The organism is Niveibacterium sp. 24ML (genome assembly GCF_026586805.1).
GTDB lineage: Bacteria > Pseudomonadota > Gammaproteobacteria > Burkholderiales > Rhodocyclaceae > Niveibacterium.
In genome coordinates, this window is the sequence record NZ_JAPFHA010000028.1 from 1 (window position 1) to 12592 (window position 12592).

Below are 12592 nucleotides of genomic sequence, written 5' to 3' on the forward strand. Positions count from 1 at the left end.
CCCAGAGTCGTCAAGAACCGAGCACACAAATTTCCGACGAAAAAAATGCCAGACAGCGGTTAACTGACTGGCATTGGGCTCCAGGCCGCCCTTTTTTCTGATGCCTTGCTTCAGGCTTTTGGCGTTTTGTTGTGGCGAACATCTTCGCCACGCGCCATGTAGTACACATACTGGGCCATGTTCTTGGCGTGGTCGCCGATGCGCTCGAGCGCCTTGGCCACGAAGATGATGTCGATGCCGCCGGAGATCGTGCGCGGGTCTTCCATCATGAAGGTGATGACCTGTCGCATGACGCCCTTGAATTCGGCATCGATCTGCTTGTCAGCGCGCACCACGGCATCGGCGGCATCGGTGTCCATGCGAGCGAAGGCGTCCAGCGCGTTGCGCACTTCCGCAATGGCCATTTCAGCCATGTGCGAGAGCTGAACACGCGGCACAGCCAGCGCACCGCCGTGGATGGCCTTTGCCATCTTGGCGATTTTCTTGGCTTCGTCGCCGATCCGCTCAAGGTCGGTGATCGCTTTGAGCACTGCGGAAATGAGGCGGAGGTCGATTGCGGCAGGCTGACGCTTGGCGATCACCTGGGTACACAGTTCGTCCAGCGCCATTTCGAGTGCATTGACGCGGTGGTCGTCTTCAATCACGCGCTCGATCAGGTTCTGGTCACCTTCGACCAGGCCCTCGATTGCACGGGTAATCTGCTGTTCGACAAGCCCGCCCATCTCCATCACATGGGTGCGAATGCTTTCGAGTTCGACGTCGAACTGCTTGGATGTGTGTTCGCTCATGCCTCAATCCTTTCAAGCCTAACCCGCAGAGGTTACGCGCAGTTCATTTCAAGTACGTGACAGTCGTTCGACACCATCGGGGCCGCCGATCAACAGCAGATCGACGCGACGACGCGCAAACAGTCCGCTGGTCACCACGCCGGTGATGTGGTCGATCTCGCTTTCGAGGGCTACCGGGTCAACGATAGCCAAACCATGCACGTCCAGGATGACATTACCGTTATCGGTTATCACGCCCTCACGCCAGCGCGGCTCGCCACCTAGCGCACGCAAGGCACGCGCCACTTGCTCGCGTGCCATCGGAATGACTTCGACCGGAAGCGGAAACTTGCCGAGCACCGGCACTTTCTTGCTGGCATCGGCAATGCAGACGAATTCGCGTGCCACTGCAGCAACGATCTTCTCGCGCGTCAGGGCCGCCCCGCCCCCCTTGATGGCGTGCAGGCCACCATCGACTTCGTCCGCGCCGTCGACATAGATCGGGATCTCACTCACGGTATTGAGATCGAGCACCGGAATGCCGATCGACTCCAGCCGCCTGCTGCTCGCTTCAGAGCTGGAAACGGCACCGACAAAGCGCGACTTGATCGGCGCGAGGGCGTCAATGAAAAGGTTGGCGGTCGATCCGGTGCCAACACCGAGCACGCAGCCGGCGGGGGCATGGGCAGCGACATAGTCGGCCGCAGCCTGAGCAACGAGTTGTTTGAGCTGATCCTGGTTCATGGTCTGGCTTGAGTAAGACTGCGATCGGAGCGTAATTGTAGCGAAGTCACATCGTCATGCCCCTGCAACACGCGGCCCGGATGATCCGCCGCCATGCCGCGCGTGCGAACCCTCTTCCTCTCCGATATCCACCTCGGAACCCGCGCCTGCCAGGCCGAGCAATTGCTCGACTTCCTGCGCGAACACCCCGCCGACAAGGTGTTTCTGATCGGCGACATCATTGACTTCTGGGCGATGAGCCGCAGCATTCACTGGAGCGCCGCGCAGAACACGGTGGTGCAAAAACTGCTGCGACGCGCCCGCCACGGGGAAGAGATCATCTTCATCCCCGGCAATCACGACGAAGCCCTGCGCGATTACTGCGGCACGGTGTTCGGCGATGTCAGGGTGGAACACGAACATGTGCACACCACCGCCGACGGCCGCCGCTTCCTGCTGGTGCACGGCGACGAGTTCGACCAGGTCACGCGTTACCACAAGTGGGTCGCCGTGCTCGGTGACATGTCCTACACGCTCCTGGTACGGCTCAACATCGCGCTGTCATACATCCGCCGCAAACTGGGCATATCCGGTTACTGGTCGCTGGCCGGATACGCGAAGCGGCGCGTCAAGACGGCGCTGCAGTTCATCTTCGATTTTGAAGAGTCGGTGATCCACGCCGCGCGCGAACGCAATCTGGATGGCGTGATCTGCGGCCACATCCACTGGGCAGCGATCCGGCAAGTCGACGGCCTGACCTATGTGAACTGCGGCGATTGGGTCGACTCCTGCACCGGCATCGTCGAACACCTGGACGGCCGACTTGAACTGGTGACCTGGCAAAGGCCAGCCACCAACGCGCTGCCAAGCCCCGACTTACTGGAGAAAGCCTGAGTGATGCGCGTACTGATGGTTTCTGACGTGTATTTTCCGCGTGTCAACGGCGTATCCACCGCCATCGACACCCACCGCCGCGGCCTGCCGCAACATGGCGTCGAAGTCGAACTGGTGGTGCCGCGCTACGAAGATGAATCGGGCGAGCCCGGCATTACCCGCCTGCCCGGCTGGCGCGTACCGGGTGACCCGGAAGATCGCTTCGTGGCCCCGCACCGGGTCCGCAGCGCGGTCATGAAGGCCGCCGCACAAGCCGACCTGATCCACATCCAGACCCCCTTCGCCGCGCACTACGCCGGGCTGGCGGCAGCGCGCAGATTCAATCTGCCGGTGGTCGCCACCTACCACACGCTGTTCGAGGAATACCTCCATCTTTACGCACCGATGCTGCCCGAATCGTGGCTGCGCGGCCTCGCGCGCAGGCTCTCGCGCAGCCAGTGCAACGCGCTTGACGCAACCATCGTGCCCTCGCACGCGATGGCCCAGCGCCTGCGCGAATACGGCATCACCGCACCGCTTCAGGTGTTGCCAACCGGCGTACCGGTGGGGCAGTTCTCGGTCGGCGATCGCGCCAGCCACCGCGCGCGATTCCGCGCGCGTTACCGCATTCCGCCCGATCAGCCGGTGGCGCTGTTTGTCGGCCGCGCGGCACACGAGAAGAACATCGGCTTCCTCATCGAAGCCCTTGCGCACGCCCGCTGCACGGTGCCGGAACTCCTGCTGGTGGTCGCCGGCGAGGGGCCCGCGCTCGAATCCCTGAAAGAACGGGCGAAGGCGCTCGGGCAGGCTGATCACGTGCGCTTCATCGGCTACCTTGACCGCGCCCGCGAGTTGCCCGACTGCTACGCCGCCGCCGACCTGTTTGCGTTTGCCTCACGCACCGAAACACAGGGGCTGGTGCTGATCGAAGCCATGGCCGTCGGCCTGCCGGTTGTGGCGCTGGCCGAGATGGGGACCTGTGACTTGCTCGGCGCGCACCAGGGCGCGTTGGTGCCCCCGTGCGATGTGGGCGCCTTCGGCGATGCGATGGCGCGGCTCACAAGTGACAGCGCATTGCGCAGTCTGCTTGGCGAGCAGGCACGGGTACTCGCCCGCGACTGGTCGGACGATGCCCTCACCGCGCGCATGGCCATGCTTTACCGCGACGTCTGCCTCGCCCACGCAACCAAGGAAAACACATGGAAAGCCCCTTCAAAGGCAAAACAGGCCTAAGACGCCTGTGGAACGCAATGCACTACTCGATGGAAGGCTTCCGCGCCGCGTACCGGCATGAAGACGCCTTCCGGCAAGAGGTGCTGCTCGCCGCCTTGATGATCCCCGCCGCCCTGCTGCTGCCGGTGGGCATGGTCGGCCGTGCGCTGATGATTGGCAGCGTGCTGCTGGTGCTGATCGTGGAACTGCTCAATTCCGCCATTGAAGCGGCGGTCGACCGGATTTCACTCGACAGCCACACGCTTTCCAAGCGCGCCAAGGACATCGGCAGCGCCGCGGTATTCGTTGCCCTGACGAACGTTGTCCTTGTCTGGACTTGCGTACTGCTAGCCTGAGGCCCCGCCATGACCCACCCGCTGCGCATTGCCGTCGTCACGGAAACCCACCCGCCTGAAGTGAACGGCGTGGCGATGACCGTGCAACGATTGATCAACGGCATGCGCTCGCGCGGCCACCGCATCACCGTGGTGAGGCCGCGGCAGCAGCGCCGCGAAACCCCGCTGGCCGACGAGTGGCTGGTCGGCGGCCTGCCGCTGCCGGGCTACCCTGGCCTGCGCTTCGGGCTGCCGGCGCGGGGTTATCTGCAGCGCGGCTGGGAGGCACTGCGGCCCGATGCCATTCACGTCGTCACCGAAGGCCCGCTCGGCTGGTCGGCGATCCAGGCGGCGCGAAAGCTGGGTATTCCGGTGAGCTCGGGCTATCACACCAACTTCGACCGCTATTCGCGCCACTACGGCGCCGGCGTGCTCAAACCGGCCATCGGGCGCTGGCTGCGCCACTTCCACCGCAGCGCCGACGCAACCCTGGTGCCCACGCCCGAACTGGCCGCCAGCCTGGGGGCGCAAGGCATCCCCGGCGTCGGCGTGGTGGGGCGCGGGGTTGATACCGAGCTGTTTTCGCCCATGCGGCGCGACAACAACCTGCGCGCGCGCTGGGGCGTCGCAAGCGACGGGCTGGTGGTGATGAACGTCGGCCGCCTGGCGCCAGAGAAAAACCTCGCGCTGGTGGAGGCCGCGTTTCGCCACATCGGCGCGCAGGAGCCCAAGGCCCGCATGGTGTGGGTGGGCGACGGCCCGGCCCGCGCATCGCTGGCCCGCGCGCACCCCGACCATCACTTCGCCGGCGCCCGCTACGGTGCCGATCTCGCCACGCACTACGCCTCGGCCGACCTGTTCCTCTTCCCCAGCCTCACCGAAACCTACGGCAACGTCACCGTAGAGGCGATGGCCAGCGGGCTGGCGGTACTGGCCTACGACTGCGCGGCCGCCGCATTGCTGATCCGCCACGACGAAAACGGTTGCGTGGCCCCCGAAGACGACGCCCAGGCTTTCATCCAGACAGCCTGCCGCATGGCGGGCGATTCGGCGCTGCGCGAACGCCTTGGCGAAGCCGCCCGCCGCAGCGTCTTGCCGCTCGCCTGGGAGGCGGTGGTGGCCGACTTCGAAGCAAGCCTGCGCGCCACGATCCTGCGCCACGGCGATCCACAGAACCGATCGGGCTTGGCAAAAGCCGCCGCCTCGGCTTGACTGAAGGTTTTCCACCTCACAGGAGTACGCAATGGGCTTGCTCGATCAACTGGCTGGGCAGTTTCTGGGCGGCGGCGCAGAGGGTGGTTCAAGCCCACTACTGCAGATGGCAATGCAACTGCTTCAGAACCACGAAGGCGGATTGGGCGGCCTGCTCGCCCAATTGAACCAGGCGGGCCTCGCCGATCAGGTGAAATCGTGGGTCGGTACCGGCAGCAACCTGCCGGTTTCAGGCGATCAACTGGCTGCCGCTCTCGGGCCGGATACGCTGGGCAAGCTCGCCGGCGCGCTGGGGCTTGATCCCGGCGCTGTCTCGGAACAACTGGCCCAGGGCTTGCCGCAACTGGTAGACAAGCTGACGCCGAACGGTTCGCTCGATGGCAGCGGCGATCTGCTCGCGCAGGGGCTGAGCGCCCTCTTCCGCAGCTAAACGCTTGCAGTACCGGCCTCTGTCAAGGCAGAGGCCGCTCAAGTGCAGCAGATAGTTGTCGTTTCTGTAGTATTCGCTACTTCACGACCTATTGCGCTGTCATGGCCCCTGGATTCCACCTCGCCCATCCCTGCTTACTCGAGCGACGGCTCCAATGACAAGCTGGGTGCTCCTTGCCTTCGTCATCGGCCTGCCCATCGCGTTCTGGCTGGGCGCGCGCCGTGCCGACAAGGCCATGCTGCGCGAACGTGAAGAAACCGAAGATTCGCGCACCTCGGCACTCGCCGCGCTGGCCCAGACGCGCCTGCTGCAGGCCCACCAGCAGGCATTGATGGACAGCATCGACGACCTGGCCTGGCTCAAGGATCGCGACTGCCGCTTCAAACTGGTCAACCGCAAATTCGCCGATGTGTTCGGGAGCGCACCGGCATCGCTGGTCGGCAAGACCGATTACGACCTGTCCCCCCCCGAGATGGCCGCCCACTACCAGGCGCATGACCGCATGGTGATGGAGACCCGACAAGTTGCGCGCTACGAAGAAGAGATTCACCGCGAGAACGGCGAGATCGGCTGGGCGGAAACCATCAAGGTGCCGGTGTTCGGCGAAAACGGCGAAGTCGTCGGCACCGCCGGCATTGCGCGTGACATCACGCTGCAAAAACGCTACCAGCGCGAAGTGGAGTTCCTCGCGCAGCACGATCCGCTGACCGGGCTTTACAACCGCCGCCATCTCGAAGACCAGTTCGAAGTCTTCGCCGCAAGCCACACGCGCTTTGCCGCGCTCTTCCTGGATCTGGACAATTTCAAGCTGATCAACGATACCGACGGCCATTCGGTGGGCGACGAACTGCTGCGGCAACTGGCCGCGCGCCTCAAGGGCGAAACCGGCCGCAACGATCTGCTCGTGCGCCTGGGCGGCGACGAGTTCCTGCTGCTCTCGCCACTTGGGTCCGACAGCCCGGACGCGCTGGACGACCTCGCCGGCCGTATCGAAACCGCAATCGGCACGCCTTACGAAATCGGCAGCGTGAAGTACACGGTTTCCAGCAGCATCGGCATCGCGGTGTATCCCGAGCACGGCAACGATCGGCAAACACTGATCAAGCATGCCGACATCGCGATGTACGAGGCCAAGAAGAAAGGCCGCAACCGCATCTGCTGGTTCGAAGAAGCGCTCGCCAGCGAAACGGTTGAACAACGCCGGATCGAGTTGCGCATTCGCGAGGCGCTCAAGGAGAAGGCTTTCGATCTGCACTACCAGCCGGTGGCTGACACGCAGACCGCGCGCATCGTTGGAGCAGAGGCGCTGCTTCGCCTGCGCGATAGCCACGGCGCGCCGATACCGCCCGCCCGCTTCATCCCGGTTGCCGAGCAGACCGGCCTGATCGAAGCCGTCGGCGAGTGGGTGCTCGATACCGGGCTGCGGCAGCTCGCTGCCTGGCGCGCTGCGGGGCACCTGAACTTCCGCCTTGCGATCAACATTTCCGGCACCCACTTCACCAGCCCGCACTTTGTCGAACGCCTGGCGGCACGGCTGCGCGAAACCAACGTGCCGGGCAGCGCGCTGGAACTGGAGCTGACCGAAGGCGTGCTGATGGCCGACGCCGACGCCAACATCTCGACCCTGGCGCGGATCGCGGCGCTCGGCGTTGCGCTGGCGGTAGACGATTTCGGCACCGGCTACTCAAGCCTCGCCTATCTCAAGCAGTTGCCGATCCATCGCCTGAAGATCGACCGCAGCTTCGTCAAGGGCCTGCCGGTGCATCCGGGCGATATCGCGATCACCCGCTCGATCCTCCACCTGGCGCAGACCTTCGGTTTCGAAGTCACCGCCGAAGGCGTTGAAACGCGCGAACAGCTTGAATTCCTGCGTGAGGCCGGCTGCCCGACCGTTCAAGGCTTCTACTTCAGCCCGGCACGCAGCGCCGCAGACTTCGAAGTGTTTTTCGACCCGCCCCGCGAATCGTGAAGCTCGCCGCCTTTGCCGCCTGCCTGCCCCACGACAGCCTCGCGGGCGCGCTCGATTACCTCGCCACGCATCAGATCCACGCCCTTGAACTGGGCGTTGGCGGATACCCCGGCACCCGCCATGCCAACGCGCAGCAACTGGCCAGCAGCGAAAGCGCCCGCAGCGCCTTGCTCGACGCCTGTCGCGCGCGGAGCATCGAGATCATGGCGCTGTCGTGCCACGGCAACCCCTTGCACCCGGACCACGCACTGGCCTCCGCCCACGATCGCGACTTTCGCGCCGCCCTGGAAGCCGCCAACGCGCTCGAAGTGCCGGTGGTGGTGGGGTTCTCCGGCCAACCCGGCACCGGCGGCGTGCTCAACTGGCCGGTGATCGGCTGGCCGCAGGAATACGCCGACCAGTACGAACGGCAATGGCAGGAACACCTGATCCCGTACTGGCAACCGATCGCAGCGCGCGCGCAGGAACTGGGCGTGAAGATCGCGCTGGAGCTGCACGGCGGCTTCGCGGTGCACTCACCCGCCACGCTGCGCCGCCTGCGCGAGGCATGCGGGCCGGCGATCGGCGCCAACATCGACCCGAGCCACCTGTGGTGGCAGCGCATCGACCCGGCACGCGCCATCGCGCGACTCGGCGCAGCGGTGTTTCACTTCCACCTGAAGGACGTCTGCTTCCGCGACGGCGCGCTGGACGACCTGGGCATTCTCGACTGCACCCCGCACGCCCGCATGGATGAGCGCGCCTGGTACTTCGCCCCGCCCGGCGAGGGCCACGACGCCGCCTGCTGGCAAGGCATTCTGGATGCGCTCAGGGCCATCGACTATCGCGGCGCGCTGTCGATCGAACACGAAGGCTACGCCCCGGCGAGCGAAGCAATCGGCGCCACCGCCCGCTGGATGCGCGGGCTCAAGCAGGTCGACTGAAATCAGGATCAGGAACGCGCATGAAACTCCTTGTCACGGGAAGCAGCGGTACGCTCGGCACGGCCGTCAACCGCGCGGCAGTTGCGGCCGGCCATCAGTTCATTGGCTGGAATCGCCAGGCGGCCGACCCGCTCACGCCCGCTTCGCACCCTGCCTACATCGATGCCATCGCGCCGGACGCGATCCTGCATCTGGCCGTTGCCGCCACCTCAACCGGCCGCGACAACGAGGGCTGGCGCACCACGGTTGACTGGTCTCTAGGCCTAGCGGACTACGCTGCGCAACGCGGCCTGCCGCTGGTATTCACCAGCACCGCGCTGGTGTTCGACAACAGCCTCAGCGGCCCCTTCACACTGGCTTCGGCCACCAATGCGCGCGAAGGGTATGGCTTCGAGAAACGCTGCGCCGAGCATGGCGTGCTGCTTCGCCACCCCGGCGGCGCGCGCGTCGCACGCTTGGGCTGGCAGATCGATCCGCAAGGCAGCGGCAACAACATGGTCGCGCACGCCCATCGGGAAATGGCGGCGCACGGCGCAATCGGCGCATCGCGGCGCTGGCAGCCCGCCTGCTCCTTTGTGGATGACACCGCCACCGCCTTGCTGCGACTGATCGATGCCCCGCCAGGGCTCTACATGCTTGATTCCAATCGTGATGGCGCCAGCTTCGCCGACATCCTGCGCGCGCTCAGCCAGACTTTTGGCTACCACTGGCAGATCGCCGAGAACGAAGACTACGTGTATGACCAGCGCCTCATCGATCCACGCCATGGCATGCCCGCGCTCGCGGTACACCTGCCATCGCTCGCGCGCTGACGCAAAGAAAAACCCCGCGGTGCATTGCACGGCGGGGCAAATAAACCACTAGAGGAGAGTTGCAGCACCGCCAGCACTGGCGGGTTGACGACTTCATTGTGCTGCAAGCCCCCCCGGGGCAACCATGCCCGTCCGGGCCAAGCGTTTGTCCGTTGCAGACAGGCCGCTCAGACGCCGACCTTGACCTCAAGACGGACCGGTTCGCGGCCACGATTCACCCACATCCAGCACCACTCGGCACGCACATCGGCGTCGAATATCGCGTCGAGCGCCTTGGCGCGGGCGATCTGAACGGGGGAGATCACCGTTTCGCCGTCGTGGCGATGGACATTGAATTCAAGCGGCGCATCCGCCGTGAAGCGGTAGGCCATGCCCTGACCGGCATCGAGCAAGCGGCAGTCCTCATGCCCCTTGCCCGGCAAAAGCATTATCGTCGCGGGCGCCGCCGACGCGGCTTGCGTGCACACGCAAAGCCCTGCGACAAGCGCCGCGACGCCCCTCACAGCCATTCGGCCAGCGAGATGCCTGCGCCAATGGTGGTCTGCTTGTGGTTGTAATCGATCAGCGAGCTGCCGTAGCCAGTGAACACTTGCAGGTAGCCCTTCAGATTGCCCTGGATCGGGAATCCCCAGTCGAATTCCAGACTCCCGTGGCTGCGGTCGCCACTGCGCAGGCTATGCCGGCCCACCAGCGAGAACTGGTGCTTGCCACGGAGATAGATGGCGGTGAGATCGCCACGCCCCATGTAGTCCTCGATGTCCGGGTTGTCGTCGTTCGATATCTCTTCCTCAAGCCGGTGCCATGGCCGCACCAGCACGGCCAGGTTACCGGCCTCAACGCCGAACTGCGCATACACCCGGTTCCATGAGCGCGAAAACTCCCCCGCGCGACCGTTGGACTGGTGAATCAGGCCCAGGTTGACCATCTTGAGCGACACCCCGCCGGCCGACAGATCGGTGCGCCAGGTGTTGATCAGCTCTGGCGAATAGTTGGTTTCGCGGAAGGGCGCCGAGACATCCTTGTTGAACAACTGCCAGAACGAGCGCTGGGTGTAGGCCAGCCACAGATCACCGTTGTCGCCGATCATGTTCTCCCAGGCCTTCACCTTGAAGGAGAGCTGGAATTTGACCTCGGTCGCCATCCACGGCAGCTCGTTGTACTCATCGCCAGCCGCCTTCAGATTCACGCTGTGCGTGGGTGATGAGGGCGAGGTATTGATGTTGTCGCTCCAGTTCACCAGAAAGTAGATCGGCTGGTGATAGCGGAACTGGAAGGTGCCGGTCTTGTGTTCGGGGTTGAGCTCCCAGCGCTCGGACAAGCGCGAGGAAACCGGCTCACTGGCAGGCTTGGGCGCCAGCGCCTTGCGCGTGTTGCGGCCCGATTCGCGGTCGTAGCAGGCCAGGCGCTCGTCGTCGCCCGCCAGGTCGAGGCAGTCCGCAATGCCCGCGTTGGCGGCACCGCTCAGGATCAGCGCGGCACCACACAGCAGCCGCAAAGGGTGTTTGCTCAGTCGCATAGAGGTCTGCTCCGGGTCAGCGTTTTCAGGCCGAAGGGGGCACGTAGCCCTGTACTTGATCGGCACCGCCCGCAAAGAAGTAGCGTTCCATCTGCTCGGCCAGATACTTGCGGGCGCGCGCATCCATCAGGTTGAGGCGGTTTTCATTGATCAGCATGGTCTGGTGCTTGATCCAGCCCGCCCAGGCCTCCTTGGAAACCTGCTCATAAATCTTCGCGCCAAGCGCGCCGGGGTAAGGCGGGCGGTCGAGCCCTTCGGCTTCACGGCCAAGCTTGATGCACTGAACCATTCGAGTCATTTGAGTCTGTCCTTGAAACAGGTTGAATCCTGCACGGCACGCGCCGAAAACGGCGGCCATTCTAACGCGCCGGGGCGGCCCCGATTCAGCCGCCCCGCGTAATCACAGATGCTTCATCAGCACCTTCGAGCGGCGCTCGAAGTTGTAGAGCTGGCGTTTCTCTTGCGGCAGCTGATCCGGCGACACTTCGCGGAAGCCGCGCTCGCGGAACCAGTGCTCGGTGCGTGTGGTGAGCACGAACAATCGCTCCAGCCCGCTTGCCCGCGCGCGCGCTTCGATGTGCTGCATCAGCCGCTCGCCCAGCCCGCTGCGGCGGAACTGCTGGGTCACGGCAAGGCAGGCCATCTCGGCCGCACGCTCTTCCGAGAACGGATACAGCGCCGCGCAGCCCACCATCACCCCGTCGTGCTCGACCACCGAGAAGCGGGTCACTTCCATTTCGATCAGCTCGCGCGAACGCCGCACCAGGGTGCCGTCCGCTTCCAGCGGCGCGATGATCGAGAGCAGCGCGCCGACGTCTTCGATCGTCGCCTCGCGGAAGCGGGCGAGCGACTCCTTCGACACCATCGTGCCAACACCCTGACGGGTGAAGAATTCGAGCAGCAGGCCGCCGTCCTTGTCGCGATCAAGCAAGTGCGCGCGATGCACGCCCGAACGCACGGCACGGATCGCGCGCGGCAGGAACAAGTGAAGATCTTCGGTGAGCCCGCGGTCGGCGCGGAACATGCGTTCGGCTTCGTCGGCGGTAATCGTTTCGATCAAGCGGCCCTGCTCATCGAGCAAGCCCGGCGCGTCGCACAGGTAAATCAGCTTCTCGGCGCCCAGCGCAATCGCCACCTGCTCGGCCACCTCCTCCATCGCGAGGTTGAAAATCTCGCCGGAGGGCGACACGCCCAGCGGCGAGATCAGCACCACGTTCTGCTGATCAAGGTCGGCTGAAATTTCGTCGGCAATCACCTTGCGCACCGCGCCGGTGTATTGGTAATCAATGCCATCCACTACGCCGACCGGCTTGGCGGTGATGAAGTTGCCGCCGGTCACGCGCATGTGGGCGCCGGCCATCGGCGTGTTCGGCAAGCCTTGTGAGAGCCGCGCCTCGACTTCGATGCGGCTCGACCCGACCGCCGCTTTCACGCATTCGAGCGCCTCGGCATCGGTCACGCGCACACCTTCGTGCAGACGCGAAGGCAGATTGCGCCGCGCGAGTTCTTCTTCGATCTGTGGCCGCGTGCCGTGCACCAGCACCAGCCGCACGCCCATCGCAGCGAGCAGGTTGCAGTCGTAGCAGAGCTTTTCGAGCAGATCGCCTTCGGCCACTTCGCCGCCGAAGCCCAGCACGAAGGTCTTGCCTCGGAACGCATGCACGTAAGGCGCGGCGCCTCGGACCCATTCGACGAACCGGATCGCGTCGGCGTCACGCATCATCGTGCCCGCCGACACCTTGTCGCTAATGACCCGTGCGTCCGGGTCCGCTTGTTGATCCGACTTCGAATGCGGCATTGGTCCTTCCTCAGAAAAGTGC

14 protein-coding genes are annotated in these 12592 nt (G+C 64.7%); 8 read left to right on the forward strand and 6 right to left on the reverse strand.

What is annotated here, in order from left to right; genetic code table 11:
• Window positions 1-110 precede the first annotated feature (110 nt).
• Together phoU and rpiA are read right to left on the reverse strand one after the other, a co-directional pair.
• Window positions 111-788: a phosphate signaling complex protein PhoU gene (phoU, locus tag OPU71_RS18745; RefSeq protein WP_267729595.1), complete on the reverse strand. Its 678-nt coding sequence runs from the start codon at window positions 786-788 to the stop codon at window positions 111-113.
• Between the two features lie 48 nt (window positions 789-836).
• A complete protein-coding gene (gene rpiA, locus OPU71_RS18750; RefSeq protein ID WP_267729596.1) occupies window positions 837-1511 on the reverse strand; it encodes a ribose-5-phosphate isomerase RpiA in 675 nt (224 codons plus the stop codon).
• A 93-nt stretch (window positions 1512-1604) separates the two neighbouring features.
• Between rpiA and OPU71_RS18755 the strand changes: the two genes are divergently transcribed.
• From OPU71_RS18755 to OPU71_RS18790, 8 genes are all read left to right on the forward strand, one after another.
• Window positions 1605-2384, forward strand: a complete 780-nt coding sequence (locus tag OPU71_RS18755; protein ID WP_267729597.1) for a UDP-2,3-diacylglucosamine diphosphatase — start codon at window positions 1605-1607, stop codon at window positions 2382-2384.
• Window positions 2385-2387: 3 nt separating this feature from the next.
• Window positions 2388-3596: a glycosyltransferase gene (locus tag OPU71_RS18760; protein WP_267729642.1), complete on the forward strand. Its 1209-nt coding sequence runs from the start codon at window positions 2388-2390 to the stop codon at window positions 3594-3596.
• Entirely contained in the window at window positions 3563-3931 is a 369-nt protein-coding gene (locus OPU71_RS18765; RefSeq protein ID WP_267729598.1) for a diacylglycerol kinase, read from the forward strand. Before OPU71_RS18760 ends, OPU71_RS18765 begins: the two co-directional genes overlap by 34 nt.
• A 9-nt stretch (window positions 3932-3940) precedes the next feature.
• Window positions 3941-5122 (forward strand): glycosyltransferase family 4 protein, encoded by a 1182-nt coding sequence (locus OPU71_RS18770; protein WP_267729599.1) that lies wholly within the window; start codon window positions 3941-3943, stop codon window positions 5120-5122.
• A gap of 31 nt (window positions 5123-5153) precedes the next feature.
• Window positions 5154-5552, forward strand: coding sequence for a YidB family protein (locus OPU71_RS18775; protein ID WP_267729600.1), 399 nt, complete (start codon window positions 5154-5156; stop codon window positions 5550-5552).
• Window positions 5553-5706: 154 nt separating this feature from the next.
• Window positions 5707-7521 (forward strand): putative bifunctional diguanylate cyclase/phosphodiesterase, encoded by a 1815-nt coding sequence (locus OPU71_RS18780; RefSeq protein WP_267729601.1) that lies wholly within the window; start codon window positions 5707-5709, stop codon window positions 7519-7521.
• On the forward strand, window positions 7518-8444 hold the full coding sequence (locus tag OPU71_RS18785; RefSeq protein WP_267729602.1) for a sugar phosphate isomerase/epimerase family protein: 927 nt from the start codon (window positions 7518-7520) through the stop codon (window positions 8442-8444). The genes OPU71_RS18780 and OPU71_RS18785 overlap by 4 nt, the downstream gene beginning before the upstream one ends.
• A gap of 20 nt (window positions 8445-8464) precedes the next feature.
• A complete protein-coding gene (locus OPU71_RS18790; RefSeq protein ID WP_267729603.1) occupies window positions 8465-9256 on the forward strand; it encodes a sugar nucleotide-binding protein in 792 nt (263 codons plus the stop codon).
• Between the two features lie 167 nt (window positions 9257-9423).
• Here OPU71_RS18790 and OPU71_RS18795 read toward each other — a convergent pair whose 3' ends face one another.
• The 4 genes from OPU71_RS18795 to argA all read right to left on the reverse strand — a co-directional run bounded on the left by OPU71_RS18795 (window position 9424) and on the right by argA (window position 12492).
• Entirely contained in the window at window positions 9424-9684 is a 261-nt protein-coding gene (locus OPU71_RS18795) for a hypothetical protein (protein WP_267729604.1), read from the reverse strand.
• Window positions 9685-9755: 71 nt separating this feature from the next.
• Window positions 9756-10772 (reverse strand): phospholipase A, encoded by a 1017-nt coding sequence (locus OPU71_RS18800; RefSeq protein ID WP_267729605.1) that lies wholly within the window; start codon window positions 10770-10772, stop codon window positions 9756-9758.
• A 25-nt stretch (window positions 10773-10797) separates the two neighbouring features.
• The gene (locus OPU71_RS18805) at window positions 10798-11070 is read right to left on the reverse strand and encodes an oxidative damage protection protein (protein WP_267729606.1); all 273 of its coding nucleotides are present in this window, start codon (window positions 11068-11070) and stop codon (window positions 10798-10800) included.
• A gap of 102 nt (window positions 11071-11172) precedes the next feature.
• On the reverse strand, window positions 11173-12492 hold the full coding sequence (gene argA, locus OPU71_RS18810) for an amino-acid N-acetyltransferase (protein ID WP_267729643.1): 1320 nt from the start codon (window positions 12490-12492) through the stop codon (window positions 11173-11175).
• Between the last annotated feature and the right edge of the window lie 100 nt (window positions 12493-12592).

Bases quoted from the DNA above. Each gene is read 5' to 3' on its own strand.
- phoU (WP_267729595.1), bottom strand. From the start codon at position 788: ATGAGCGAACACACATCCAAGCAGTTCGACGTCGAACTCGAAAGCATT.
- rpiA (WP_267729596.1), bottom strand. From the start codon at position 1,511: ATGAACCAGGATCAGCTCAAACAACTCGTTGCTCAGGCTGCGGCCGAC.
- OPU71_RS18755 (WP_267729597.1), top strand. From the start codon at position 1,605: ATGCCGCGCGTGCGAACCCTCTTCCTCTCCGATATCCACCTCGGAACC.
- OPU71_RS18760 (WP_267729642.1), top strand. From the start codon at position 2,388: ATGCGCGTACTGATGGTTTCTGACGTGTATTTTCCGCGTGTCAACGGC.
- OPU71_RS18765 (WP_267729598.1), top strand. From the start codon at position 3,563: ATGGAAAGCCCCTTCAAAGGCAAAACAGGCCTAAGACGCCTGTGGAAC.
- OPU71_RS18770 (WP_267729599.1), top strand. From the start codon at position 3,941: ATGACCCACCCGCTGCGCATTGCCGTCGTCACGGAAACCCACCCGCCT.
- OPU71_RS18775 (WP_267729600.1), top strand. From the start codon at position 5,154: ATGGGCTTGCTCGATCAACTGGCTGGGCAGTTTCTGGGCGGCGGCGCA.
- OPU71_RS18780 (WP_267729601.1), top strand. From the start codon at position 5,707: ATGACAAGCTGGGTGCTCCTTGCCTTCGTCATCGGCCTGCCCATCGCG.
- OPU71_RS18790 (WP_267729603.1), top strand. From the start codon at position 8,465: ATGAAACTCCTTGTCACGGGAAGCAGCGGTACGCTCGGCACGGCCGTC.
- OPU71_RS18795 (WP_267729604.1), bottom strand. From the start codon at position 9,684: ATGCTTTTGCCGGGCAAGGGGCATGAGGACTGCCGCTTGCTCGATGCC.
- OPU71_RS18800 (WP_267729605.1), bottom strand. From the start codon at position 10,772: ATGCGACTGAGCAAACACCCTTTGCGGCTGCTGTGTGGTGCCGCGCTG.
- OPU71_RS18805 (WP_267729606.1), bottom strand. From the start codon at position 11,070: ATGACTCGAATGGTTCAGTGCATCAAGCTTGGCCGTGAAGCCGAAGGG.
- argA (WP_267729643.1), bottom strand. From the start codon at position 12,492: ATGCGTGACGCCGACGCGATCCGGTTCGTCGAATGGGTCCGAGGCGCC.